We start from the raw sequence: 26,142 nt of genomic DNA on the forward strand, positions 1-26,142 counted from the left end.
TGGGGGCTTTATTGATAGGTTGTTTACCACATACCCTAACGCCCCAAACCTCTCTCTACCCCCCGTTACTACCCCCAGGTCTAAATACCTACTTTGAGGAGGTTTTTCGCGAGACCGACCACCACGGAAATGCCGTATCGTTTGTTTTGATACAGCAGCTGTTACGCGTGTGGGAAGGGCTTCGTTCCGGTTTGCGGCGTTTTTGTATCGACTGTGAAACTACGTAACTTAGCTCCTATATGAAAACAGAACACCCACGATTCTTCGCGTCAAAGATGCGAAAGTCAGCGTGCTTGTGCGGCGCGTTGTGCGTTCCCTTGGGCTTGATCGCCCAAGAGGATACGGAAGAGGATGAAGTATTCGAACTTTCCCCCTTCCAAGTTGATGGCAGCAACGACCAAGGCTACCACTCCTCCCAAACCCTAGCCGGGGGTCGCTTGAATACGGACCTCAAGAACATCGCAACTTCGGTGCAGGTCGTCACCAAGGACTTCATGAACGATATCGGCGCGACCAGCATGGACGAAGTTCTTGCTTACACGACCGGTACGGAAGCCTTCGGTTCGATGAGCGACTACCAGCAGATCTCGTCCGGGCGAGGGAACGACGACCAGCAGCAGGTGGGCGACTTGGACAATTCCGCGGCCCGGCAAAATCCTTACGCGGCCAGCCGCGTGCGCGGCATGACCGCTCCGACGCGCACGACGAACTACTTCCAGTCGAGCATCCCCTTCGACTCCTACAACGCGACTCGTATCGATATCAACCGCGGCGCCAACTCCTTCCTCTTCGGACTCGGCTCTCCGGGCGGCATCGTAAACGTGGGCTTGGAGAGCGCGAACCTGAGCAACGATTCCGTAACGCTCAACACCCAGATTTCCACCGAGAATTTCGAGGACAACTTCTCCAAGCAGTTTTCGATCAACGCGAACAAGGTTCTCATCGAGGATCGTTTGGCGATGCGCTTCGCGGCGAAGAAGCGGGACGACGAGTTTACGCAGAAGCCTGCCTTTACCGATCAGTCGCGGCTTTACTTCGCGCTCAAGCTCAAGCCCTTCGCCGAGCGCAACCTTTCCTTTAGCGCCAACTACGAGACCGGCGATACCGAGTTTATATCGGTCGAGCGCAATGGTCCCTTGGAAACCTTGACGACCTTTCTCGATAGCCCCACGGGCGATGTGTACGGTCCGGTTACCGACGTCGACGGGAACGTGCTGGTGAACAACGCCGCCCAGCGCTACATACTCGATGGCTTCGGAAACGTGCTGAAGAATAGCGCGAGCTCAACGAACTCCAATTGGTATACAGGGGTGGACGCCAACGGCGCTCCGCTCAACTTCGCATTCTACAACAACCACTTCCTTAAGAGGAACGGTTGGATGCTCGTCTACGACGGAACGGTGAACGACCAAGGCCTTCCCACGCGAGCGGTGGATACGGGCTGGACCAACAATCGCTTCGCTCCCGGGAGCCCGACTTGGGATCCGTATGGAAACCTTTCCGGCAGGAATCGCAGCCAGCTGCAGCTGGCCACCAATCCGCAAATCGGCCGCATCGGCACGGCGCTGGTCGGCAGTACCGGAACGGACTACACCCGTTGGGTAAATCAAGGTTTGCTCGACTACGAAGTCTTCGATTTCCGGAAAAACCTGATCACCGGTTCGAACGATCTGAACAATAACGATTTCGACCGGCGCATGCTTTCGATGGAGGCGGTGTCGGATAACGGCGATTTCGGTATCAGCCTCGATTACTCAGGTGAGAGCTTCGCGCGGAGTGGCTTTTCGCTTTCCGGTTCTCCGCGTATCGATATCGATATTAACTACAGCTTGCCAGTGGGGCCGAACGCCTTGTTCGGCGAGGCGAACCCCAACTTCGGCCGGCTCTACTTCTATGCCAGCGCTTCCGATCGCAATTACGTGAAGGAGGACCGTGAAGCCTTGCGGGCGACCGCCTTTGCCAAGGTCGATTTCCAGGAGAAGTTCGACAACGGTTTCCTCAGAAAGTTGGGGAAGCATACCGTCAGCTTGTTGGTCGACGAAAACGAGTTCATTCGGGAAACGCGGGCTACGGAGCCTTTGACCATGGGCAACGATGCGGACTTCCACCTCAGCACCGATGCCAACGTATTCCAGCGCGAGTCGTCGGCGATCTTCTATATCAGCGACCCGTACCTGCAGGCCTTTGAGAATCCGAACTTCAGCCTGTCCGACTTCAGCACGACGGGCCTCGATCCGAGGGCCAACGTTCACCTGCCCGAAGATTATTTGGTTCCCTTGGTATTCAAGGCGGAAGGAAATCCGGCCACGGATCCGAACCGCAACAACCCGATCGGCGACGAGATGAAGGCCTACGGCAACTACAACGCGGCCTTCCGTCCGATCGAGGGGAACCTGACCGGAACGGAGACCAGCTCGCAAGCGCTGAACGTGCAGAGCTTCTTCCTCGACGACCTTTTCGTTGCCAATCTTGGCTGGCGACGCGACGAAGTGGACATTCGCCGTTTCAACGCGGAAAAGACCACTGCCACGGATAATCCCGGCGAGCCGCGCAACCTAGCGATTTTCGATCCCGAGTCCTTCACCCTCAACCGTAGCAACGTCCGGGTAGAGAAGGCATCCGCCAGCAACTTCGGCTACGGTTTGGTGCTCAAGACTCCCGCAGAATGGCTGCCCGACGGCATGGGGCTCTCCTTTCACTACGGCGAAAATACCAACTTCGTGGCCGCCCCCGGCCAGTTCGATTGGCAAGGCAACAACTTGCCGGGCCAGGAAGGCACCACCAAGGACTACGGCTTCACCTATTCCGCGATGGACAACAAGCTGGTGGTCCGCTTGAGCCGCTACGAAGGCGACATCGAGAACGACGCTTATGGCGATGCCGCCTTTGCCTACCGCGTGTTCGCCAATGTCATTTCGCGGAGCTACCGCGACCTTTGGGAAGCTAGGGATACGTACGACCAGAATCAGGACGGGATCATCGACCTGGACATGGGAGGGCAGGACCTCGACCTGAACGACAATGGATACTTGGACGAAGTGGAAGCCTTCCCCGACTACATGTCCAACTACATGTCGATCCAGGATTTGAATACGTTCATGACTGAGTTCGAAGGCGTTTGGACCGATTTCGTAATCGATCAGATGAACTTCGTCTTCAATCCCAAGACCGCCACCACGGAAAGCTTGGTGCAGACCAGCCAGATCACCACGGGCGTCCTATCCGATACGGCCGACATCGTGGCCAAGGGGTACGAGATCGAGGTGAGCTACAATCCTAACAGCAGCTTGCGCCTCGCATTTAACGCCTCGCAGGGCACCGTATCGCGCAGCAACGTTTCCCTGCGCATGGGCTCCTTGCTAGAGGAGTTCATCGATGCCTTCGAGTCCGTGCCGAAGGGCCCCAAGCTGACGAGCGCCGGGAATCCTCTCGGCACCGAATTGGCGACGGACGATTTCGCGTCCAATACGCTTCTGGGAGGCCGCATGGCGAACTCCGGTCAGGCAGGCGCCTACTATCTGGGGCAGGCTCTCAACGGCTCGCCCACTCCCGAATCCGCCGAGTACAATTTCAGGCTGGTGGGCAACTACACCTTTAAGGAAGGTCGCTTCCAAGGCTTCAACGTGGGTTCCGCCTACCGCTGGACCGACAAGTCGGCGATCGGCTACCCGAACAAGGTGGACCCGGATATCCCAGTCATCATCCCCGACGTCTCCAATCCCTACTGGGGAGATTCCCAGGGCTATGCGGACCTCTGGTTAGGCTACCGCCGCAAGATTCTCGACGACAAGGTAAGCTGGAATATCCAGCTGAACATCCGCAACGTCTTTGCCGACAAGGATCCGGTACCGGTGCAGGCCCAGCCCGATGGCTCGATCGCCCGCGTATCCATCCCCGTGCCGCGCCAGTTCGTGCTCAGGAATACCTTCTCGTTTTAGTCGGTCACCAGTGTTTTAATCGAAGCGGGCTCCCGGTTGGTTTCTGCCATCGGGAGCCCTTTGAAGTGCAGGGGAGAGGGCTTCGGAAGCGCCCTTTGCGAGGCATTGGAAGCGCTTACCCCCTAAAATGAGGATATCGGATCGCTGGGAATTCGCTAGGATGTTTGCAGCCCCTAACCCGATGCAAAAGAGCTCCTCGCTCTCCTCGCCATGGACCGTGATCGCTGTCCGTTGCTCGCAACGAAAGGGTGGCTTCCGTCCCGTCGGAAAAATGAATTTATAAAGCCAAGAAGATGCAGCCCAGCGGGGCTTATACAATTAATATCAGAAAAGTGAATACAAAGATGCAGAAATTAGTATTGGTAGCGGCGATGCTCATGGCCTTGGGCTCTGGAGTGAATGGAAATGACCGCATGGACAAGATGTGGGGCGAGCATACCGTAAAGCTGCGGGCAGAGGACGCGAAGCGCGGACAGCTGTTCGACGAAGGCAACTACGCCATGTTTATCCACTGGGGCCTGTATTCGCTGCTCGCCAACGAAGTTGACGGGAAGACTTACTACGGAATCGGCGAGTGGATCATGAGCCCGCGTCGCGCCGACATACCGCCGGAGGAGTACAAGAAGCTGGCGGGCCAGTTCAATCCGACGAACTTCGACGCCAAGGCGATCGCCGCCTTAGCGAAGGCTGCGGGCATGAAGTATATCGTGATCACCTCCAAGCACCACGACGGCTTCGCCATGTACGATTCGAAGGCCAACGATTTTAATATCGTGGACGCGACTCCGTACGCGAAGGATCCCATGAAGGAATTGGCGGAGGCATGCCGCGAGCAAGGGCTCGGCTTTGGTTTCTACTATTCCCACAACCAGGACTGGACGTATCCAGGCGGAAACGCGGGTCCGGAAAAGGATGCCAAGGGCAATCGCAAGACCTTCGACGACTACTTCAAGGAAAAGTGTCTGCCTCAGGTCGAGGAGATCACGAGCCAGTACGGACCGATCGAGCTGGTCTGGTTCGATACGCCGGGCGATATGCCGAAGGAATACGTCGAGCAGCTCGTCGCCGTGGTGCGCAAGAACCAGCCGAACGCTCTCGTTTCGGGCCGCGCCGGACACGGTTTGGGCGACTACAATACCTTGGGCGATATGGAAGTGCCGCATGCCAACGTAGAGGGCATGTGGGAAAGCGTGGATACGACCAACGATTCCTGGGCCTACGCTTGGTACGACGAATACTGGAAGTCGCCCGAAGAAATTTTGAAGCGCCTCATCGCTTGCGTCGCTCGCGGCGGAACGTACATGTTGAACATCGGTCCGCGTGGCGACGGCTCCGTGCCGGAACGGGCGATCCGTATTCTGCGTGAATCCGGAGAGTGGATACAGAAGTACCCGCAAGTCGTTTACGCTACCGATGCATCTCCTTGGCAGCATGGCTTGCCTTGGGGCGACGCCACGGTGAAGGACAATCGCATTTACCTATCCGTATTCGAATGGCCGCGCTCCGGTCGCCTCTTTTTGCCGGGACTGAAGAGCGAAATCATTTCCGCTCGCATGCTGAAGGGGAGCGATTCCAAGGAGATCTCCTTCTCCAAGAGGAGAGGCTGGACGATGCTGAAGCTGCCTTTGCGGGCTCCGGAGAAACTGATTTCCGTGATCGAGCTCGAGCTCGACGGCGCTCCCGAGGTCGATCCGACTTTCGCTTTGGATCCGGAAATCGGAACCGAGATCTTGGCGGAGTTCGCCGAGGTGGAGGGAGCGACCAAGGAGAAGTTCCGTTGGATGGAGAAGTTCGGCGAATGGAAGAGCGTCAAGCGCGTACACGAGTGGGAAGAGGGCGGCACCGCCTCCTTCGAGGTCGATGTCCTGGTCCCGGGCGAATACAATGTGGACCTGACCTATGCCGGCAAGGGGCGTCTGGTTTGGAAGGTCGCGGTTGAAGGGGGAGAGTGGATACAGAACGAGCAAAACTCCTCCCATAACTACCAAGAGTTTCCCATTGGCTGGATCAATTTTCCCAAGCCCGGGCGCTATACGGTTTCGGTTTCCAGCGTGGAGGGGGATCGCAAGTCCGCTAGCTTGAAGGCGATCCGGTTCACCCCTGTCTTCTAGCGTTCTCGCTCGATCGTTTTCGTTACGCGGCTGCCTACACGGTAGCCGCGCCGTGAAAATGAACAAGCGGGCGAGACTAAATGCGGATCAATAATTGTTGTATTCGTAAGGAATGACTATTCCTTTTTATGGCCCGGTTGCGCCATAGTGGGGACGGTTGAACACTGTTTTGATTTTGCCTCGGAATGCGAGCGCTCGCTTCGATGCCGAGGTGTGCCCAAGTATCCATGACAAACACTACCCTTTCCTTTAAGCGTCCCGAAGCAGACTTGGTGGCGCTGGAGCACCTTTCCTCCCGCTACCCGAACGCCGCCGCGGCGATCGCTGAAATTGCCCGCTTGTCGGCAGTGCAGACTCTGCCCCTGGGCGCCATCCATATCATCAGCGATATCCATGGCGAAGAGAAGAAGCTGCAGCACGTGATCAATAATGCTTCGGGTACCCTGCGACCCTTGGTGGAGAAGCTCTTCTCGGATCGCATGAGCGAGAGCGAGCTGAAGGAGTTCCTGAAGCTGGTTTTCTATCCGGCGGAGGTCACCGCCAAGCTCAAGGATAGGCTGACGGATCCGGACGAGCTGCGCGAGTACGCCCGCGGCACGCTTGATTCCCAGTTCTTCCTTTTTCGCCACTTGATGGCGAACTACAGCCTGCGTTTGGCGACGCAGCTTTTTCCCGCCGAGTACCGCGACCTGCTCATGGAGATTCTCCATGCTCCTTTTACCGCCAGAGGGGGCGAGTTCATCGACGCGATCGTCGACCAGCTTATCTGCGGAGGAAAGGCTTTGCATTTCATCCATTTGCTGGGGCGATTGATTCGCAACCTTGCGGTCGACGAGATTGTGATCGGCGGAGACTGCTGGGACCGCGGTCCGCGCGGGGATCGAGTGGTCGATTACCTGCGGCTGCAGCCGAACCTGTCCTTCATTTGGGGTAACCACGATGTGCTGTGGCTGGGAGCTGCTCTCGGCAACGAGGCTTTGATCTGCAACGTACTCAGAGTTTCACTACGCTACCGACGGCTGAGCCAGCTGGACGAAGGTTACAGTATCCCGCTTACTCCGCTGGAGCATTTGGCGAATTCCGCCTACGGCGACGATCCCGCCGCGTACTTCGTTCCCAAGGGCGAGGGCATGCGTCCGATGGAATTGGTGGCACGCATGCAGAAGGCGATCGCCGTGATGCAGTTCAAGCTGGAGGGGCAGCTGATCGAGCGGAACCAGGAGTGGGACCTCGAGCACCGTCGCCTCTTGCACCGGGTCGCATGGGAAGAGGGGACGATCGAGATCGACGGGTGTCGCTACGAACTGCGCGACACCCATTTCCCGACCATCGATCCGGCGGATCCTTACGCGCTTACGGACGAGGAGGAGCAGTGCCTGAAGTACCTGAAACAGTCCTTCCTGCGCAGCCAGAAGTTGCAGGAGCAGATGCGTTTTATGGTCGATAGCGGCTCCATGTACTTGAAGCGTCGCGATTGCCTGATCTTCCATGGCTGCGTGCCGGTCGATGATAAGGGGGCTTTTCGTTCCATGCCTTTCGATGGGGAGCAGCTTTCGGGTCGCGCCTTGTTCGAGCACATCGAGATGGTCGTGCACCGCGCTTTGGAGAAATCCGAGACCAAGGACCTCGATTTGCTCTGGTACTTGTGGTGCGGGCCCTTGTCGCCGCTGTTCGGCAAGGATCGGATCGCCACCTTCGAGCGTTACTTTATCGAAGACAAGGCGCCGCATAAGGAAAACAAGGATCCGTATTTCGACCTCATCCACGACGAAGCGTTTTGCGATCGGGTTTTGGCCGAGTTCGAGATGGATGCGGCGAGCGGCTTGATCGTCAATGGCCACGTGCCGGTCAAGATCGAGCAAGGAGAGTCTCCGCTTAAGAAATCCGGCAAGGCTATCACTATCGACGGAGCTTTTTCCGAGGCGTATGGAGATTATGGTTACACCTTGCTCCTAGAACCTGACAGCATCGTTCTGGCCGAGCACCACCATTTCGATTCGATCGATTCCGCGATCCGAGACGGCGTGGATATCATCCCGGACAAGCGAAAGATCAGGCAATACGATTGTATTCGCAGCGTACGGGATGGGGAACGCGGGCAGCGGATTCGCTACCGGATCGAGGAGCTGCAGCGTCTCGTGCAAGCCTACCAGACGAACCGGTTGCACGAGAATCACGGGTACGAGGGCGGTTTCGCCTCCCAATCTTTGTCGCATCTACGCTAGGCCGCTTTTCTGGACGAACGGTCGCAACGCCTATCATGTAAATAGAGGGTGCGCTCCGTCGATGGATTTGTTATCATTTGCTTTTAATCATGTATAAAATGACCCCTTCACCCCTTTTGATCCTTTGCCTTCTCTTCGCCTTTCTGGCGAACGCAGCTCGCTCGCAGGCCCAGGCTGAGCAGCGGCCGAACATCGTTTTCATTTTTGCGGACGATTGGGGCTGGGGGGATCTGAGCTGCCACGGGCATCCCTACGTGAAGACTCCGAATATCGATCGTCTCGCGGCGGAGGGAACGGACTTTACCCGTTTCACGGTTGCGAGCGGCGTTTGTTCGCCCAGTCGGGCAGCGGTGATGACGGGGCATTTTCCAGCCCGCTACGCCATCGACGGCCACTTCGCTTGGGTGCCGAGCAACGCTTCGCGGGGCATGCCGGACTGGTTGGCGGTAGATGCTCCCACCATGCCGCGCTTCTTGCAGCAGGCGGGTTATGCCACGGCCCATTTCGGGAAGTGGCACTTGTCGAACAATATGATTCCCGATTCTCCGACGCCGGGAGAGTATGGATACGACGAATACGGCGCCTTCAATTGCTCCGGCGAGCAAATGCCGGTGCACGAGGACGCCCAGCATGCGAACGCGTTCATCGAAAAGTCGGTCGAAGCAGGGAAGCCGTTCTTCGTGAACCTTTGGATACATGAGCCGCATACGCCCTTTCACACCGTGCCGAAATACGAGTGGCGGTTCCGTCACCTGGAGAACGAAGCGGACCGCATCTATGCATCGGTGCTGTCGCATGCGGACGATCGCATCGGGGAAGTTTTGGACACGCTGGATCGTCTCGGCGTGACGGACAACACTTTGGTCATCTTCAGTTCCGACAATGGTCCGGCTCGCGGCGGAGAGAATACGAAGTTGGAACTTGGATACGACACGGCTACAGGAGCCGGTTGGATGATCGGCGGGTCAAAGGGCATCACTGCGGGACGCAGAGGCTACAAGGCCTCGCTTTTCGACGGCGGAATCAACGTCCCCTTTATCGCTCGCTGGCCGGGCGTGATCGGTGCGGGAGAAACCAACCGTTCCGCCATTTCGGCGGTGGATTTGCTGCCAACCTTCAGCGAGCTGGCGGGCGCCAAGTTGCCGTCCAACTACCAGCCGGACGGACTGAGCCAAGTGGAAGTGCTGAAAGGGAAGACAGTTCTGGAGCGGACGAAGCCGCTTTTCTGGAAATACCCGTCGGCCTGGCCGGCGAGCAAAGGAAAGCCGGATCACTGGGTTTCCTACGCGGTAGCCTTTGGAAAGTGGAAGCTGGTCGCCAATCGGGATTCGAGCTACTTCGAGCTCTACGACATCGTGAACGACCCTTACGAGTCGAAGGACCTCAAGGAGAGCTTTTCGGAGGTGGCCGCCGGATTGCTGGCGAAGCTGGGAGACTGGCAGGATTCCTTGCCCGAGGGGCCCAGCGGGGAGGTCTTCTCCGGTCTTCGTGAAAAGAACTAGGGAGGCTCGGTGATGGCTGGCAGGTTCGCAGTTTTGAGCGCGGGATTCGCGCTTGTCTTGCTCGTGTTGGGCGGGTGTAGGAACGAGGCGGCGGAAAGGGAGGCCTTGATGTCCGCGATCGATGAATACGAGACCGCTTGGGCGACGGGCGACTTCCTGAAGGTCGAAGGTTTCTTTACGGAGGATGCCAAGCGACTTCACACGGAGCCTTACGTTTGGGACCGCGCGGAGATCAAGCGTTACTTCGAGGAGCGGGCGGCCCAAGGCGCAGCTGCTCCGCAAGCGGCCGGCGAAGTCGATTGGAAGTCCGGGCGGGAGTATATCGAGATTCGCGTTGAAGGGGACATCGCCTACGACATTTTCACGACGGACCGCTTCAAGGCCCTGCATATTTGGGAGCGGCAAGCGGACGGGTCGTGGAAGATCAAGTACGACATGGGTATGTTGAACGATCCGGAGTCGGAATAGCGCTCCTATTGGCGGCTCCGATGTCTGAACTTTTGTCCGGTTATCGTATAAAATGAGGGTAGCGCTGCGCTCGAAGGCGCTGTATCCTCGAGGATTCCCTTTTTAACCCCCTGATCCCTTATGATGAAGACGCTTACTCTTTCGCTCTTTTTGTCGCTGGCCGTTTGCTTGTCCGCGAGCCAACGATCTGCCAACGCTTCAACTCAGCCGAACGTGGTGTTCGTGATGACCGACGACCAAGGTTACGGCGACTTGGCCTGCTTGGGAAATCCATACCTCGACACGCCGGCTCTCGACAAGCTGCACGAAGAGAGCACTCGGTTCACGGATTACCACGTGAGCCCGACCTGTTCGCCTACGCGCGGGGCTTTGTTGAGCGGGCACTACACGAATCGAGCGGGGCCTTGGCATACGATCATGGGGCGCTCAATGCTGCGTTTGGAAGCGATCACCATGGGCGAAGTGTTCGAGGATAGTGGATACGCCACCGGCATGTTTGGCAAATGGCACCTCGGCGACGCCTATCCCTATCGGGCCGAGGATCGCGGCTTTCAGGATGTGGTGCGCCACGCGGGCGGCGGGGTAGGGCAGACTCCCGATTTCTGGGACAACTCCTACTTCAACGACACCTACTTCCGCAACGGCGAGCCGGAGAAGTTCGAGGGCTTCTGCACCGATGTCTTTTTTCGCGAGGCTCAGCGTTTCATTGGCCAAAGCATCGACGCGGGGAAGCCGTTCTTCGCATACATCGCTCCCAACGCCCCGCACCTGCCGTACCATTGTCCCGAAGAGTATTGGGAAAAGTACAAGGGCAAGGGGCTGACTCCCGAGGTTGAGATCTTCTATGGAATGATCGACAACATCGACGACAACGTGGCTTCGCTCCGCTCCTATCTCGAAAAAAAGGGTGTATCCGAAAATACGATATTCATCTTCATGACCGACAATGGAACGGCGACGGGAGAGAAGGTTTTCAATGCTGGCATGCGCGGCAAGAAGGGGACTCCGTACGAGGGTGGTCATCGCGTGCCCTTTTTCTTGCACTGGCCTGCGGGCCAGCTCGATACGGGCCGCGACATCGACACGCTTACCTCCCACATCGACGTCTTGCCGACCTTAATGGATCTCTGCGCCTTGGAGATTCCCATGGACTACAGTTTCGATGGACGGAGCCTTGCTCCTTTGATCTACGACAATCCGACGCCATGGGTAGAGCGGGCCATCGTCACCGACTCGCAACGTGTGGTGGATCCGATCAAGTGGAAGGATTCGGCGACTATGACGGAGCGCTGGCGCCTCGTGAACGGGACCGAGCTCTACGATATCGAAGCCGATCCCGGCCAGACCAAGGACATTGCGGCGAAGCACCCGGATGTGGTGGCGTCCTTGCGGGCTGAATACGACAAGTGGTGGGCCAGCATCTCGCCGAGTTTCGTGAAGGAAGAACGCTTGCGCATTGGCTGCGACGAGGAAAATCCAGTGGTCCTCAATGCTCACGATTGGATAACGACCGCTCCGGTTTCCCCGTGGAATCAAGCCCATATCCGTCGCGGGGCGCAGATCGATGGCTACTGGTCCATCGTGGTGGAAGAGGTCGGCGTCTACGACGTGGAGTTGAGGCGTTGGCCGCCGGAACTGGCGAAGCCTATCAACGCGTCTTTGGAGCCGGGCGATCCGGTACCAGGCTTGGAAGCTTACCGCGGTCCTGCCGGACGCAGCATCGGCGCCAAAACGGCGATCTTGTATGTGGGAGACTACTACGAGGAGAAGCCCGTTGGTCCGCAGGACGAGGGCATCCATTTCCAGCTCGAGTTGAAGGAAGGACCGACCAAGTTTCGGGCATCCTTCAAGACGGGGCCGAAGCACGAAGACGTCATCGGCGCCTACTACGCGGTAGTGAAGCGTCGCTAAAGCGGATGCCGAGGAAGCGAGGCTCGCCTCGCTTTCCTCAGGCCTAATCGAACTGCATTTATATCGTTATGAGAAATCGAGCTTTCCGTCTAACGCTCTGCCTTTTGGCGGCATTTGCCTTGGGATTAGGAGCGACCTTGCAGGGCAAGGACTGGTCCAAGAAGGAACTGCGCAAGGCGCAGGCCAAGGTGCTCGCCCTGGGGAAGCTCGTAGCGGCTCCGCAGGTGTGGGATGACGCAGGGAGGCCTGCGGAGATCGTTCCGGGAGAGATGCAGTCCATCTATTTCGACGCCCTCGAATACGAAGGGAAGCCGACTCGGGCCTTCGCTCTCGTGCAGGTTCCGGAAGGGGCTTCCGCGGAGAAACCGGTGCCTGGGATCGTGCTGGTGCACGGCGGCGGCGGGACCGCCTTTGAGGAATGGGTCAAGCTGTGGGTAGATCGTGGATACGCGGCGATTAGCATTGCGGTGGAGGGGCAAACGAACGTTCGCAACGAGGCGGCCTCGGACGAGGACAATCCCCGCGGCTGGCAGCGTCACGCTTGGTCGGGACCGCGTCGGGTCGCCATCTATGGGGACAGCGACAAGCCGATCGAGCAGCAGTGGATGTACCATGCGGTAGCGGATTCGGTGCTGGCCAATTCCTTGATGCGCTCGCTTCCGTTCGTGGATGCGGAGCGGACGGGGATCATGGGGATTTCCTGGGGCGGCGTGATCACCAGCACGGTGATTGGCATCGATACGCGTTTTGCCTTCGCGATTCCGACCTATGGCTGTGGGCACAAGTTCGACTCGGAGAACCAATACGGCAAGGCCTTGGGCGACAACGAAGTGTACAAGCAAGTTTGGGATCCGATGGTTCGCTTGAAGCGAGCGAAGATGCCGGTGCAGTGGCTGTCTTGGCCTGGCGACAAGCATTTCCCGATGGACGCCTTCGCAGCTTCCTACCGTGAAGCCTCGGGGCCGCGCTTGGTGACCTTAATACCCGGGATGAAGCACGGGCACGGCGCCGGCTGGCGTCCTGAGGACAGCTATGCCTTTGCGGACAGCGTGGTAAAGGAAGGACAGCCTTGGGCGCGGCAGCTTAAAGGCAAACGGGTGGGCGACCGCTACGAAGTGGTCTTCGAATCCGACAAGCCGATCGAGGGAGCTTACTTGGTATCGACCTTGGATTCTGGATACACGGGTAATCGCAACTGGACGCAAAGCGAAGCCACGCTCGAGAATGTTGACGGCCAGTGGATCGCGACCGCGACTTTGCCGCACGAGGCCACTGCTTGGTTCGTCAACTTGACCAGCGGGAGCTTGGTGGCGAGCTCCGACTACCAGGAGCGCTAGCGTTGTCGTAGGCGAGGGAAGGGCTGCGCGCTGCTAGCGTTTCGCGGAGCCCCTGTTCCCAAGGAAAGGGCGGGCTACTTCTTTTTGGATTTGGTGATCTCTTCCAGTTCGGCGGCGTCGATTTCCTTGACCACTTCAAGTTCGCCGACGGTGCCCTTGCCCCAGCCCAGCTGGGTTTTGGTCTTTGCCAGATCGTCGAGATTGGTTCCGAGGTGCGGGATGGCGGCGCGGCTGAGGGAGGGGACGGCGCTGGCGAAGTTGGTGCCGGGGGACGGGAGGCTGAAGCGGGTAATGAACTGCACTTCCTTGACCTTTTCCTTGTAGAGCTTTTGCCAGTCGAAGGCGATGAGTACCATGAAGTAGCGTTCCTCGTCGAGCAGGCTCATGTAGTCATGGTAGTCGGAGGGCATGATGCCTTTTTTGTTCAGGCCTTTGTCGATACCGGTGAGGATGGCGTTTTCGCGGACCTTGGACATGCGCGTCTGGTAGTTTACTTCCTCGCTGAATCCGGTGTCGAAAGAGTCGGTGGATGCGGCGCTATCCCCTTCGTCGCCGAAGTCGTCGCCGGTTTCCTCGGAACCGTTCTCGCCCATAAGTTCATCCCAATCGTCTTCCAGCTCGGTGGTGCCCCAGTGCACGACGATGAGGAGGTCGCCTTCTTCGGTCGAAGGGGCGGGGAAGAAGTTCTGGTCCTCCATGTCGGCGGCCAGGGTTTCGACGATGTCCTGGAGGGTGTAGTTTTCCAAGCTCTTGTCGCGAATGTTGCCGCCGTAGAACTTGCCTTGGGCGAAATGGTAGGTCATGGGGATGGGGCCGTCGTCGCCCATGCGACGTTCCACGAACTCCGGCCGAGCCCAGGCGTTGGTAATGACGCGGGCGTTCTTGCGGGAGAAGAGTTGGGCTTGGGCTGAGGACGCGACTGCGAGCGTCAGCAGGAGAGCAGGTATCCAGATTTTGGGCATTAGATAGGGGGGACAAATGTTGGGGGAGTACCTCCTTCTGTATCAGACGAGGAGGACACTCGTTTGTAGTCTGCTAAAAGCCAACAGATTTCAAGGAGAGATTCAGACGAGAGTATCCCTTTTATGGGGGGTACAGGGAGCGAGCTGTGGGGGCATTGAATTATCCGATAAATATCGGATAGTGAGACTACTAGGGGCGTCGCGACTCCGTTTAGGTTGCCATGTGAGCGGCGGCGCGGAGGCCTAAAGCCTCTATGGTAAGGGAAGGGGACTCGCCTCCGCCTGAACTCGGGAAAATGCTGGCATCCATGATATGCAAGTTCTGCCAGCGAAAGCTTTTGCCGAAGCTGTCCACGACTGAAGTCTCGGGATCAGTTCCCATGCGGCAGGTTCCAAAAACGTGGGTGCTGCTGAAGAAGTCGTAACTTCCGTATTCCTCGACGACTTTGTTGCATCCTGCTTCTTCCAAAATAGCGCGTGCGGTTGTTCGCATGAAGCTCAGCCGTTTGATATCTGCATCGTCCAGCTGACTGTGTATCCTAGCGAGCGCGATGCCGTTGGTATCGACTTCGCTAGGATCCAGGTCGATGTAACTTCCTCGATTCGGTAGCGATTCCCCAATCGCGCCGACCGATAAGATCCGTCCAAACGCCTCCCGCATTGCGACTCGATGGGAACGCCCCCATCCGCCGACAATTCTTTGGGCGTATGCAATTGGCCCATTCAGCGCAGCCTCGGACATGCCGGTGGTAAAGCGGCACCCGCCTACTACTCCTTCGATGGCGTCCGGAGCATTGAAATCCCAGCTGATGCTATCGGAGGGCAATCCACGGAAGCTCCCGAGGTTTTCCGGATGCAGCGCGCTGGTCGTCCAGGCCAGCGTCTCCATAAAGTTGAGACCAACCTGCCCCGACTCGTTTGCCAAGCCGTTCGGAGCATGTTGATTGGCCGACGCCAACAGCAAGCGTGGCGTCTCGACCGCGCCGCAGGATACGATCAGTTTGGGAGTCGCAATGAACTCGTTTTCCCCAGCGCTGTTGACGACATGGACACCGGTCACTCGATCGTCCGCGCCGGCTTCTATTCGCGTAACGGTGATGCCGGTGCGAATCGTGCAATGGCCGCTCGCTTCAGCCTTACGCAGGAAGGTCACATCGACGCTTCCCTTGTCCGTGCGCGGACATCCGCGGTTGCAATTCGAGCAATAATTGCAGTGGGGGCGCCCATCGTAGGGCTGGGAAAGCGCTGCTCGAGCGTTTGGACCCCATTTGATGCCAAGCGCGGAAGCTCCGTCCGCGATTCGACGGCTCGCGTAACCCAAGGGATGTGCCGGCAAAGGATAAGGCTCGCTACGCCAGCGGGCTCCGGGGTCAGAGGGGCCTGCTACGCCGACTAATCGCTCCGCTTCGCAGTAATACGGTTCCAGCGCGTCGTAGGTCATCGGCCAGTCGGCTGCCACGCCATAGCGCGACCGCATCTGCATCGACTCAGGGTGCATACGATGCGACTCCCCGGTGAAGGCTAAGGTCGAGCCTCCGAGTCCGAGTACATGGTTATATTTGTAGGGGCGGCGGTGAGGCGTTCTGTTGAGACGACCGTCGACTGAATTCCAGGAATACAGATCGTTCAATTCCGGGTCTAGCTCCTGCAAGGCGGCAAAGGCATGCCTCCCTTCCGAGCCCGCTTTATGGGGAAACCCCTGTTTCTCCCAGGCGTCGGAGTGTAGCTTGAAGTCCTTCGAGGGATCGAAGCGGGGTCCCGCCTCCAACACTAGGACCCGCCACTTTTGCCGACTCAGGGCATAGGCCATCGTTCCGCCGCCGGCGCCAGAACCGATAATGACTATATCGTAATCACTCAATCGGGCGCCTCCGCATAGTCAGGGAATCCAAGCGGTTGTGGCGCATGCGGGAAGCCGACCCCTGGCCAGCTGGCCGCATGCTCGTAATAAAACTGCCGCGCATCTTTCAAGGTTTGGTAGAAGAACATGCCGGGCATCGTCTTCGTACCCATCGCCTCGGCCTGAGCGACTATTGCTTCGCGTCCCGCTTCGTGCAGGGACAAGAAAGAGGAAGCGTTGCGATCCCGCGCTTGCTTGTCCGCCCACTGCATTCCCGCTCTCAGCAAGCGAGTGTAGTGGGGTGTCTCGGCAGCCTTCGCGACAATTTGTTGATGCACCTGCAACTCGCTAGCAGCGGGGCTTGAGCCATCCCGCGGAAGCAGCGTGTCCACCCAACGTCGAACACCAACGCTCCAATCGGCCGGAGTTCCGCCCATTGGTAATCCGAATAGGCGTCCGAGGTCCGCCCACCAAACGCTTGCGGCAACGATAACGAGGAAGTGGCGACGGGGCAAACGCATTGCAGTACACAGGCTTATTCTCTCCCGACTGACCAGCCAGAACTTTCCGCGGGCCAATTCAACGGAATTGCGGTGCGGGACAAACCCCACACAAAAACGCGGAACAAGGCTAACCCTGTTCCGCGACGTTCAATGTATGAAATTGATATTCTTGCAAAGAAGCGCCCCGTCTAGCGGCGAAGCGTCTTTCGGCTAAGGAAGACTCCGAAGAGAGCGGAGCCCAGGAGGAGCCACGTGGTTCCGCCGTCGGGTACGCTGGCGCTGTAGCTCTGGTCGATGATGTTTCCATTCGCTGCCACGACGAATTCGGAGTCCGCTGCGGCGTTAGCTAGGAAGAACTCGGGTAACCAATTGGTGAAGGCTGGGCCGACAAATACGCTCACGTGGCTGTCGCTGCCGAAAAGGCTGCTGAACGTTCCGAATTCGACCGCATGTATGCTAGAATTCCAATCAGCAGCGTTCCAAATGGGCTGGAAACTGGGATTATTAAGTGAGTAGAATAAACCGAACTCAGAATTAGTTGAAATCGCGAAAAAATCGAAAAAGATAGGGACGGGGCCTGGAGAGCGCGCAACGACGGTGTACTCTACTTGAAAGCCGTCATCGTATTCTAGGACGTCTACGAATCCATTCAGTCCTTGGATTTCTGTGATGGGAGGCCCCACCCCTGCGTGAGCAGGAAGTATGATGAGGAGAGAGCTCGCGAGAGCTCCGAGAAGTGCGTATTTGATCTTCATGTGTGGTTTTTTGATTGAGGCTAAACAGAGTACTGCCTCAACCCTAGCACGATGCGCGCACGCTTTTATGCGAGACTGGGACGGGCTTTCGTAAGCTCCTGTAGGGGAGTTTCTTACGTGGTATGAAAAAAGGTCAGGTATTTACGATCGATATTTTCCTAGCTTGAAGTGTAAAGAGAATCGTAATTTTTGCGTTATGCTTCCTGAAATGATGTGTAAGCAGAGTTGTAACTGTTTTGTTTACAACGTTTTAGGGATTTATGGGATGCGAATTGTAAAGATCTCTTACAATTCCTTGGGGGACTGCAGGCATACCATTCCCTTTTTTGTCGTGGGCTGAGCTTGTATCTCCGCAAACCCCTGTGGGAGCGGGTGATTTCTGAGGGAAGCAGTCTGTTTCCGGAGCGCTACGAGTCGCTGGCCCGGCAGCTTAGCTCTATAGCTCCGCTAGAGGAATCGAAAGCGTGAGCTCCGTCCCTCCGGCAGGGGAGGATTTGATTTCCAATTGGGCGTGGAGCCATTCGGCTCGTTGCTTGAGGGTGCGCAGGGTGTGGGGCTTTTGGAGCTTCTTTTCGTCGATGCCTTGGCCGTCGTCTTTGACTTGGAGCACGATTTTTCCGTCGCTGTGGCGGAGGGAAATGTCGATGCGGCTGCACTGGGCGTGCGTCTTGGCGTTGTAGAGCGACTCCTTGTAGAAGAGCAGAAGGCCTTTGCGCAGCACGTGGTCGGAGAGCTTGTGGCTGATGCCGGGGCTGGTCTCGAAGGTGTAGGGGGTCCGGCCGAGGATGAGGGCCGCTAGCTCCTCCATGTAGGCAACGAGGTCTTGGGTGCGGCCGACCTCCGGGGCGGTGGTGTTGAGCACTTCCCGGAGTCCGAAGACGCTTTCGCGGGTGAGGCGGTAGATGGCGTTGAGCCGTCGCGGCTCCGGCGGTTGCTCGCTTTTTTCCTGCAGCCGCTCGACGTGCAGGATGATGGTGCCGAGGTTGCTGCCGACGTCGTCGTGCAGGTCGCTGGCGATCCGGACGCGGGCGGAGCGGAGTTCGCGGCGCATGCGAACGCGGTTGCGGGCGATGAGGTAGACGGCGCTGCCGATGCCCAGCACGAGCAGGGCGAGGCTGGAGCGGATGAGGGTTTTGCCGACGGTGGCGAGGGCGCGTTGCTGGCTGGTTCGCAATACGAGTTGCTCTTCCATCAGTCGCTGGCGTTCGCTCAGTCCTTCGATCCATTCGCGCAGGGGGAGAACCTTGCCGGATTGGGTCAGGCCGTCGCTGGCGGAGGCTAGGGAGCGAAGGTTGCCGTTATTCAAGGAATCGCCTTGGGCGAAGCGAAGGGTTTGCCCGTGGTAGCTCTCTTCCAGGAGAGCCGGAGTCGGAAGGGCTTCGCCGCGATGCAGGGCGGTGATTTCGCTGAAGGCGATGGCGGCGTTGGCTTTGGGGACGGGCACGGAGGCTTCCTGGACGGTTAAGCGTACTGATTTGGCAACGGTTTCCGGGAAGTGGGCGAAGTGCGGGTTGAGGCCGGGGCCGCGCAGGGGGAAGTCTTCGTAGGTCTTGTCGCTGCGGACGACTTGGCCTTGGGCGTCGAGGAGATCGATGGTGAAACGTACGGGAAAGCTTTGGCCGTAGGAGTGCTGGATGGCGGGGTCGATGCGTACCGCGTCGATGGCTTGCTCTGCGGCGTAGGTGCAGGTGATGGTGTAAGTGTTCGGCTGCTCCTGCTTTCCCCAGCCGAGCTTTTTTACGAAGCCGTGGGTTTGGGATCTTGAGCTCAGTTCCGGCAGCCCGAGCGGGGTTTGGCCATCGGTCAGGAACTCTCGGGCCAGCACGAAGTAGCCTTGGCGGCTGCTGCTGGTGCTGGTCTTAGCTCGCGGGGCGAGGTTGTCGACTCCGGAGAAGATGCAGATCTCGGCGAAGCCGGCGGCATGCCACTTTTCGTAGGGATGCTGGGGCAAGTCGGTGCAGCGGACAGCGAGGGCGCGGGTGGTGACGGGCTCGAATTCGATGAGCTCGGGGAGGGATTGGGGAATGAGCGGTCGCCCGCCGACGCCTTGGGCGATGGTCTGCATTTGCCCGCTGACTTTTGCTTCGAGGGTGATGCTTCCGGGCCAGTAGAGATTTTCGCCGTAGATCTCGTCCATGAAGAGGCGCAGGGGGAAGAGGGCGACGGCGTCGATCTGTACGGGCTCGTCCCAGGTGAAGACGAGGGAGACGGTATCGTCGCTGTTGAAGAGCTGATGCTCTTGGGAGAGGAAGCCGCCGGTGCCGGTGGGTTCCCGCAGGTAGGGCTGGGGCAGAGTTGCGAGCTCCGCTTCGATGGCGGCGAGCCGTGCTTCGTTGCGGGCGAAGTTTTTGACGAGCTTGCGGGCGACTGCTTCCTCCAGCGTGTTGGCGTGGGCATTGACCGCCAAGAGGGTGCTGGCTAGGGCCAATAGGATGAGGACGCGGCGGCGCATCAGATGATCCCCATGGAGGCGGCTTTGCTAATGGCGCCGGATACGTTGTGGACCTGGAGCTTTTGGTAGATGTTGCGGATGTGGGTGCTGACGGTATGCTTGCTGACGAAGAGCTTGTCGGCGACCTCTTGGCGGCTGAGCCCGTCGGCGAGCTGCTTGAGCACCTCCGCTTCCCGTTCGGAAAGGTCTTCCTCGGGGGAGGCGGGCTTGAAGTTGGAGAAGGTGTTGAAAACCATCTTTGCGATATCGGCGCTGAGTGGGGCGATGCCGTGGCAGGCGTCTTCGATGCCTTGCACGATGGCTTTCAGCCCGTCGGACTTGATGAGGTATCCGGAGGCTCCGGCCCCGAGCGCCTGGAAGACGCGGGCCTTGTTGTCGAAAACGGTTAGGACTAGGATCTTGGTTTCCGGGGCGACCTTGCGGATTTGCGGGATGGCTTCGAGCCCGTCCATGCCGGGGAGGCCGAGGTCGAGGATGAGGATGTCGGGGGCCTGGGCGTCGTTGAGGTACTCGAAGAGGTCTTCCGCGTTCGAGAGCACGGCGTCGATGGCGAAGCGGTCCGTGGATTCGAGGGCTTCGCGCAAGGTGTCGCGGAACTCGGCGTGGTCTTCGACGAGGCAAACGCGGGGCAGGTCGGTAGAGGGATCGGCTTTCGTCATGATTTCGTGGGGAAAAATGCAAGCCGGGCCGGGATTGTTCAATACCGGGAACAAAAATACCCTTTTTAGGGGATCCGCGGGCTTCCTTTAAATGTAGTCGAAGTTGAGCTCCGGACGCTCGCGCGGTTGCAGGGCGCGGGGGGCTCGTCCGTCTTTGGCGATGCGGAAATGCTTGCGGCCGGCGATGTCGCTGCCGTCGGCCGGTATGCAGAGCGTGGTAACGCAGCGGCTTGTTTCGACCATCCAGTCGATGAGCAGCTGCTGGCCGGTGGAGACGATCTCGCGGTAGTCGGGCGACTCGAAGAGGTTTTTGGTTTCCTCGGGATCGCTTTGGAGGTCGTAGAGTTCGCCGCGGCATCCGTTGGCGACGCCGGTTTGCGTGGTGTAGTGCACGAGGCGCCAGCGGTCCCAGACGATGGCTCGACTCCAGACGTTTTCGGTGGCGGCCACTTTGTGGATCGCTTTCCTTTCCTTGGTGAGAAGGGGTTTCAGGCTTTCGCCATCGGCTGTATCCATGGGAGGGATACCGCAGAGATCGGTGAGGGTGGGGGCGTAGTCGATGTTTTCGACCAGAGCGTCGCAGCGGGCGTTTTTGGCCTCGATGCCGGGAACGCGCCAGAGCATGGGCACGCGGCAGACGGCATCGCTGCAAATGCCGGGAGCTTTTTCGGGAATGCCGAACATGGTGTGGTAGGCTCCGTGGTCGCTTCCGTAGATGACGATGGTGTTATCGGCCACGCCGAGGTCCTCGAGACTCTGCAGGAGACGTCCGAAGACGTCGTCGACTTGGGAAATGCAAGCGAGGGTGCCGCGCCAGGAGCGTCGGGCTCCGTCTCGCCAGGATTCGCCGGGCTGGGAAAATTCCCAACCGTTGGCGCGGAGCTGCTTCCATTTGGACTGGAAGGTTTTCGGCCGCCCATAGGGTGGGTTGTCGATGGTAGGCGGCAGCTCGAGGTCCTCTGGATACAGCTCCCAAAACTGGCGTTGCGGGAAGAGAGGATGGTGCGGTTTTTGCAGGGCGACTTGGATGAAGAAAGGCGAGTCGGGCGCTTGCCCGATGAAGTCGGCGGCTTTCTGGGCGCACCAGCGTTCCTGCGTGCGCTCGTAGGGAAGGTCAGAGGGCATGGCGTCGAGCGGGATGCGCTGGGAGCCGTAGTGGTCCTCGTTGTGCCAGCTGTCCTCGAGGTGACGCAGGCCGTCGCGCTCGAGTCCGTCTAGGAATTCGGATTGAGCGTGTATGCCGTCGACGGTTTCGTAGGAGTCGCCGAATTCGTCGACCGCGTCCGCGATCCAATTGCGCGGATCGTTGGGAAGGTGGAGCTTGCCGTAGGCGGCGGTGCGGTAGCCGTGGGCTTTGAAATGGTGGAAGAGGCTGGGCAGGTTTTGCGGCTGGGGCCCGCCGAGGCCGTAGTATCCATGGTTGTGGCAGTACTGGCCCGAGAGAATGCCGACGCGGCTGGGGGTGCAAATCGGGTTGGAGCAGTAGGCGCGGGTAAAGCGTGTGGCGTTTTGAGCGAAGGCGTCCAAATGCGGGGTGCGCGCTTGCGGATGGCCGGCGCAGCCAAGCAGGTCGGCGTTGTGCTGGTCGGCGAGGACCATCAAGACGTTGAGACGGGGTGTATCCATTTCTTGAATGCTTGGTTAGTTGGCTTGTTCCTCTAGGATGCGGCGGTTTTCGCGGGCGACTTCTTCGGTGATGGGGTAACGAAGAACGAAGTAGAGGGCGGGTCCTAGAGCGATCAAGGGCGCTAGGGCGAGGCAGAGTCGCATGGTGTCATAGACGCCCTCTGCCTGGTCGGCGGCTAGCTTGACGTCGAACCCGGTGGCGACGGTGATGTATCCGGAGAGGGCGAAGCTGGCCGAGAGCGAGAGCTTCTGTACCCAGCCGTAGATGGAGGTGAAGGTAGCTTCGCGCCGTAGACCATACTGGACGCAATCGTCGTCGCTGACGTCCGCCATCATGGACGGTCCGAGTATCCAAAGTCCTGCTACGCCGGGGCTGATCAAGGCGACTGGTATGAGCTGCAGGTAATGCATTTCAGGATTGAAGACCCAAAGGTTGAGAAGCGAGCCACTCGCGATGGATAGGATGCAGAGGGCGAGCCCGAGGCGTTTCCCGGTGACGCGGGAGAACTTGGCGATGACAGGGGTCGCGGCTACGCTGGCGATGGTCCAGCTCGTGCCGTACCAGCCCGTTACGATCATGCTCGATTTTACGTCGCCGCCGAAAACGTAGTAGACGTTGAGCAGTCCCGAGATGCCGTAGACTAGGTTGATGCCAAGGAAGGTGCAGCCCATGGTGCCGAGGAGCAGGCGAAAGGAGCGGTTGCAGACCACGGTGCGCCAGCCGGCCCGGACCGATTTGACTTTGGAGATGAGGTCGGCCGATGCCTCCTTTTTATCGGTGGGGATGAGGAGCGGGAGCAAGCCCGAGAGCAGGATGATGCCGCCCACGCCGGAGCTCACCCAGATCATGCCGGTAAGGCCGGAATCGTCGTTGAAGACGGAATGGAAGGCGAGCGGAAGGGCCCACCAGAGGATGATGTTGGAGGAAGCTCCGAAGAACGTACGGAAAGCTTGGATACCGGTTCGCTGATGGTAGTCTTGGGCGAGCTCGATGCCCATCGCCTGAAACGGTACGCTGTAGAGCGAGTAGCCGACGTAAAAGATCAGGAGAACGCAGGTGAAGTAGATGGTTTTGGCTTCGGCGCTCCATTCCGGCGAGGCCATCCACAGGACGGGAAAGAGGATCCCCATGGCGAGGGCTCCGGCTAGGATGAGCGGCTTGCGGCGTCCGTGGCGACTGACGAGGCGGTCGGAAATTCGTCCCACCAAGGGGTCGGTTATGGCGTCCCAGATACGGATGAAAGCCAGGATGGTGCCGATCCAGGCAGGGCTGACTCCCAGCATGACGACGTAGAAGGTATTGCCGATTTGCTTGACGCCGTTGAGGCCGAGGCTGTCTGCGACTTGGCCGCCTCCGTAGGTGAACTTGTTGCGAAGGGAAAGGGGCTCGGGCCGAGGGGGCTCGGCTTTTTCCGCGTCTGGGGGGATTTGCATCGCTTGGGAGGGACTGGGCATGGTTCGAGTCTTGAGCCTTTGCGAGAGATCCCAATCGTCGATCTCTGCAAACTATTGCATTAAGGCCTGGAACTCGGAAAAGGCGAGTCCTTCGCCCTTCGCGGAACCGCTTTTAGGCGGTTCCGAGCGTCTGATAAAAAGGAGGGCGCTCGCCCTCCTTGGGGGGAGTAATTCCCGGTTTGCTAGGACCTGCGAAGGACGGCGACGCCGCCGGACCAGGCAGCCGGCGGGGCGACAATGAGCAGGTTTCCGTCGATCCTCGCGGCTGGGGATTGGTCCGAGAGTTCCTCGGCCAAGGTCCAGCGAGCGTCGGCGGGCAGGGTGACCCACAGCTCCTTGGGCGGATTTTCGAATGCGTGCCAGACGACTACGACGCAGCTTTGGTCCGCGGCGGTCGCCCGCACGGCCTGGCCGCCGCTGGGATGTTGGTAGGAGTCGCCCCAATCGCCGAAGCGGCGGAAGCGGGCGTCGCGGAGGATGGGGGCGAGTTGCTGGTAGAGCCGAGTGGCTCGGAGGGTGAAGCTCCATTGCTCCTCGTTGAGCTGGGGAATGTCTCCCGAGAGGCACATGCGGCCGAGGAAGGTGGCGCTGAGCGAGTAGCAGATCCGTTGCATCGAATCCGAATCGCGCAAGACGGCCCAGATCAGGTTTTTGGATACGGGCGCGATTTGCAGGGCGTTGGCCGAAATGAGGGGGATGTCTAGCGATTCATGGGCGTCGGTGATGGAAGTCAGATCCGTCAGGCTGACCATGGAGGGCTCGAAGCGGTGTCCTCCCGACGAGCAGTTTTCGATGACGAGTTCGGGCAGGGCTTCGCGCAGGGAACGGAAGAAGCGTTGCACGCCTTCGAGGTGTTGGCGGAGGCCTTCTCCGAGGGATTCGGCTCCGTCGCACCCGAGCCCGATGGTATCGTTGTAGTCGACTTTTAGATACCCGATCCCGCTTTCCCGGAGGAGCTTGGTGACCTTTTCGGTAAGGTATTCGTGTACCCAGGGGTCCCTGAAGTCCCAGAAGCGACGGGTGCCGACCTGCAGGGGCTTGCCGTCGCGCTTGAGGAAGTGGTCCACTTGCGTCCATGCTTCGGTGCCCTCGTTCACGACTTCGAATTCGAACCAGATGCCGGGGATGAGGCCGTGTTCGCGGATGGCGTCGGTGGTGGGCTTGAGGCCGTTGGGGAAGGCTTTGGGGCAAACGATCCAGTCGCCGTTTTCCTGAAGCAGGGCTTCCGGGGAGCGCTGGGCCCAGCCGTCGTCGATGACGAGGTAGCGAATGCCGGTGCCGCTGAGCTTTTGGGCGAGGGCGACGATGTTCTCGTGGTTGGGGTTGCCCCAAGAGGTACACCATTCGTTGAATACGATGGGCAGGGGCTCTTCGTTCGCGGACCGTTCGCTTGGTGGCTGCCGCATGGGATCGGCGAGTCGTTCGGCGGCGCTCTCCACGCCGTCGGTGGTGACGGTAAGGAAGGCCAAGGGGCTCTGGTAGCTTTCTCCGGGACGGAGGTCCTTTCGCCAGTGGCCGAACTCGTAATCGGCTTGTCCGCCGGAGAGGGCGAGCTGGTCGCCTTGCCGTACGATTTCCATCTGCCAGGAACCCGGATGGGCGAGGGAGGCGGCCCAGATCACGCCCTCGGCCTGGTCTTCTACGGCCAGCCAAGGGTGCCAGCCGCGGACAGGCAGCGAGCCCACGGAGCCGAAGCGCTCGCATTGCAGGCTGGCTCCGGACCAGGAACGTTCTAGGTGGAGGTTTTCGATGGAGTCCTGGCAGGCCCGTCCTTCGCCGCTCCAGGCGGAGCGGAAGCGATGAACCTGGAGCCGTCCCGGAGCATCGTCGGCGGCGTAGGGGGTGATGCCTCCCAGGGAAAAGGAAGAGAGGGCCTCGACGGTGACGGTATCCGTTCCCTCGTTGCGCAGGGTGGTGCGGCAACGCAGGGCTCGCTCTCCCTTGCGGTAGCTTAGCTCGTGGATCACGGCGAGGCCGCTGGGGGCTGTAAGGGTGGTGCGGATACAGGTGGAATCCTCGTCGCTTATCTCCTCCTGGCCATTTAGGGAAAGTTCGTTGGGGGCGGCGAAGCCGTGGCTGGTGCGGCCGTAGGAGAATCCGCCGGGGGCGATCTTTCCGGCGATCCGGAGCTGGACGAGGGAGCTGAGCTTGCCCGCCGGGATGGGGAGCCATTTTTCGGGAAGCGAGACGACGCAGGCGCTGTCTAGGAATTCCCGCTGCTGGGCGAGCTCTTGGGAATGGGATAGGGGCAGCAGGAGAATCTCGGGAGCGGTTTGGCGCGTCGAGTCGACTTGGTATCGGACGATGATATCTCCGAGTTGAAATTGGGAGTAGGTTTCTACGGACATGGAAACAGCATCAGATACTGAAAATAGGTTGAAAACCAAGCGCGAACGTA

Annotated in this window: 16 protein-coding genes; 7 read left to right on the top strand and 9 right to left on the bottom strand. The window is 59.1% G+C overall.

The window, feature by feature from the left end; genetic code table 11:
* Positions 1-239: 239 nt before the first annotated feature.
* From QEH57_RS06240 to QEH57_RS06270, 7 genes are all read left to right on the top strand, one after another.
* The gene (locus QEH57_RS06240) at positions 240-3,938 is read left to right on the top strand and encodes a TonB-dependent receptor plug domain-containing protein (protein WP_309005831.1); all 3,699 of its coding nucleotides are present in this window, start codon (positions 240-242) and stop codon (positions 3,936-3,938) included.
* A 413-nt stretch (positions 3,939-4,351) separates the two neighbouring features.
* Positions 4,352-6,049 (top strand): alpha-L-fucosidase, encoded by a 1,698-nt coding sequence (locus QEH57_RS06245; RefSeq protein ID WP_343224758.1) that lies wholly within the window; start codon positions 4,352-4,354, stop codon positions 6,047-6,049.
* 227 nt (positions 6,050-6,276) lie between these two features.
* Positions 6,277-8,274: a fructose-bisphosphatase class III gene (locus QEH57_RS06250; protein ID WP_309005833.1), complete on the top strand. Its 1,998-nt coding sequence runs from the start codon at positions 6,277-6,279 to the stop codon at positions 8,272-8,274.
* Between the two features lie 98 nt (positions 8,275-8,372).
* Entirely contained in the window at positions 8,373-9,776 is a 1,404-nt protein-coding gene (locus QEH57_RS06255; protein WP_309005834.1) for a sulfatase-like hydrolase/transferase, read from the top strand.
* A 108-nt stretch (positions 9,777-9,884) separates the two neighbouring features.
* Positions 9,885-10,244 carry a DUF4440 domain-containing protein gene (locus QEH57_RS06260; protein WP_309005835.1) on the top strand — a complete coding sequence of 120 codons (360 nt, stop codon included), beginning with the start codon at positions 9,885-9,887 and terminating at the stop codon, positions 10,242-10,244.
* Between the two features lie 120 nt (positions 10,245-10,364).
* Positions 10,365-12,155, top strand: coding sequence for an arylsulfatase (locus QEH57_RS06265; RefSeq protein WP_309005836.1), 1,791 nt, complete (start codon positions 10,365-10,367; stop codon positions 12,153-12,155).
* Between the two features lie 68 nt (positions 12,156-12,223).
* Positions 12,224-13,492 carry an acetylxylan esterase gene (locus QEH57_RS06270; protein WP_309005837.1) on the top strand — a complete coding sequence of 423 codons (1,269 nt, stop codon included), beginning with the start codon at positions 12,224-12,226 and terminating at the stop codon, positions 13,490-13,492.
* A gap of 74 nt (positions 13,493-13,566) precedes the next feature.
* Here the strand turns inward: QEH57_RS06270 and QEH57_RS06275 are convergent, their stop codons facing one another.
* The 9 genes from QEH57_RS06275 to QEH57_RS06315 all read right to left on the bottom strand — a co-directional run bounded on the left by QEH57_RS06275 (position 13,567) and on the right by QEH57_RS06315 (position 26,092).
* Entirely contained in the window at positions 13,567-14,454 is an 888-nt protein-coding gene (locus QEH57_RS06275; RefSeq protein ID WP_309005838.1) for a hypothetical protein, read from the bottom strand.
* A gap of 211 nt (positions 14,455-14,665) precedes the next feature.
* Positions 14,666-16,315, bottom strand: a complete 1,650-nt coding sequence (locus tag QEH57_RS06280; RefSeq protein WP_309005839.1) for a GMC family oxidoreductase — start codon at positions 16,313-16,315, stop codon at positions 14,666-14,668.
* Positions 16,312-16,815, bottom strand: coding sequence for a gluconate 2-dehydrogenase subunit 3 family protein (locus tag QEH57_RS06285; protein ID WP_309005840.1), 504 nt, complete (start codon positions 16,813-16,815; stop codon positions 16,312-16,314). Before QEH57_RS06285 ends, QEH57_RS06280 begins: the two co-directional genes overlap by 4 nt.
* Positions 16,816-16,985: 170 nt before the next feature.
* A complete protein-coding gene (locus QEH57_RS06290) occupies positions 16,986-17,552 on the bottom strand; it encodes a hypothetical protein (RefSeq protein ID WP_309005841.1) in 567 nt (188 codons plus the stop codon).
* A gap of 436 nt (positions 17,553-17,988) precedes the next feature.
* On the bottom strand, positions 17,989-20,004 hold the full coding sequence (locus QEH57_RS06295) for an ATP-binding protein (RefSeq protein WP_309005842.1): 2,016 nt from the start codon (positions 20,002-20,004) through the stop codon (positions 17,989-17,991).
* Positions 20,004-20,663 (bottom strand): response regulator transcription factor, encoded by a 660-nt coding sequence (locus QEH57_RS06300; RefSeq protein WP_309005843.1) that lies wholly within the window; start codon positions 20,661-20,663, stop codon positions 20,004-20,006. Before QEH57_RS06300 ends, QEH57_RS06295 begins: the two co-directional genes overlap by 1 nt.
* An 87-nt stretch (positions 20,664-20,750) precedes the next feature.
* Positions 20,751-22,289: a sulfatase-like hydrolase/transferase gene (locus QEH57_RS06305; RefSeq protein WP_309005844.1), complete on the bottom strand. Its 1,539-nt coding sequence runs from the start codon at positions 22,287-22,289 to the stop codon at positions 20,751-20,753.
* Positions 22,290-22,304: 15 nt separating this feature from the next.
* On the bottom strand, positions 22,305-23,744 hold the full coding sequence (locus QEH57_RS06310; RefSeq protein ID WP_309005845.1) for an MFS transporter: 1,440 nt from the start codon (positions 23,742-23,744) through the stop codon (positions 22,305-22,307).
* 182 nt (positions 23,745-23,926) lie between these two features.
* On the bottom strand, positions 23,927-26,092 hold the full coding sequence (locus QEH57_RS06315) for an alpha-galactosidase (protein ID WP_309005846.1): 2,166 nt from the start codon (positions 26,090-26,092) through the stop codon (positions 23,927-23,929).
* Between the last annotated feature and the right edge of the window lie 50 nt (positions 26,093-26,142).

This window comes from Pelagicoccus sp. SDUM812005, assembly GCF_031127875.1.
In the GTDB taxonomy this organism is placed as follows: Bacteria; Verrucomicrobiota; Verrucomicrobiia; order Opitutales; family Opitutaceae; genus Pelagicoccus.

Excerpts from the sequence above, each read along its gene's own strand:
- QEH57_RS06295 (WP_309005842.1), bottom strand. The coding sequence starts at position 20,004 with ATGCGCCGCCGCGTCCTCATCCTATTGGCCCTAGCCAGCACCCTCTTG.
- QEH57_RS06300 (WP_309005843.1), bottom strand. The coding sequence starts at position 20,663 with ATGACGAAAGCCGATCCCTCTACCGACCTGCCCCGCGTTTGCCTCGTC.
- QEH57_RS06255 (WP_309005834.1), top strand. The coding sequence starts at position 8,373 with ATGACCCCTTCACCCCTTTTGATCCTTTGCCTTCTCTTCGCCTTTCTG.
- QEH57_RS06275 (WP_309005838.1), bottom strand. The coding sequence starts at position 14,454 with ATGCCCAAAATCTGGATACCTGCTCTCCTGCTGACGCTCGCAGTCGCG.
- QEH57_RS06310 (WP_309005845.1), bottom strand. The coding sequence starts at position 23,744 with ATGCCCAGTCCCTCCCAAGCGATGCAAATCCCCCCAGACGCGGAAAAA.
- QEH57_RS06240 (WP_309005831.1), top strand. The coding sequence starts at position 240 with ATGAAAACAGAACACCCACGATTCTTCGCGTCAAAGATGCGAAAGTCA.
- QEH57_RS06315 (WP_309005846.1), bottom strand. The coding sequence starts at position 26,092 with ATGTCCGTAGAAACCTACTCCCAATTTCAACTCGGAGATATCATCGTC.
- QEH57_RS06285 (WP_309005840.1), bottom strand. The coding sequence starts at position 16,815 with ATGCGTTTGCCCCGTCGCCACTTCCTCGTTATCGTTGCCGCAAGCGTT.
- QEH57_RS06270 (WP_309005837.1), top strand. The coding sequence starts at position 12,224 with ATGAGAAATCGAGCTTTCCGTCTAACGCTCTGCCTTTTGGCGGCATTT.
- QEH57_RS06260 (WP_309005835.1), top strand. The coding sequence starts at position 9,885 with ATGTCCGCGATCGATGAATACGAGACCGCTTGGGCGACGGGCGACTTC.
- QEH57_RS06290 (WP_309005841.1), bottom strand. The coding sequence starts at position 17,552 with ATGAAGATCAAATACGCACTTCTCGGAGCTCTCGCGAGCTCTCTCCTC.
- QEH57_RS06265 (WP_309005836.1), top strand. The coding sequence starts at position 10,365 with ATGATGAAGACGCTTACTCTTTCGCTCTTTTTGTCGCTGGCCGTTTGC.
- QEH57_RS06250 (WP_309005833.1), top strand. The coding sequence starts at position 6,277 with ATGACAAACACTACCCTTTCCTTTAAGCGTCCCGAAGCAGACTTGGTG.
- QEH57_RS06305 (WP_309005844.1), bottom strand. The coding sequence starts at position 22,289 with ATGGATACACCCCGTCTCAACGTCTTGATGGTCCTCGCCGACCAGCAC.
- QEH57_RS06245 (WP_343224758.1), top strand. The coding sequence starts at position 4,352 with ATGGACAAGATGTGGGGCGAGCATACCGTAAAGCTGCGGGCAGAGGAC.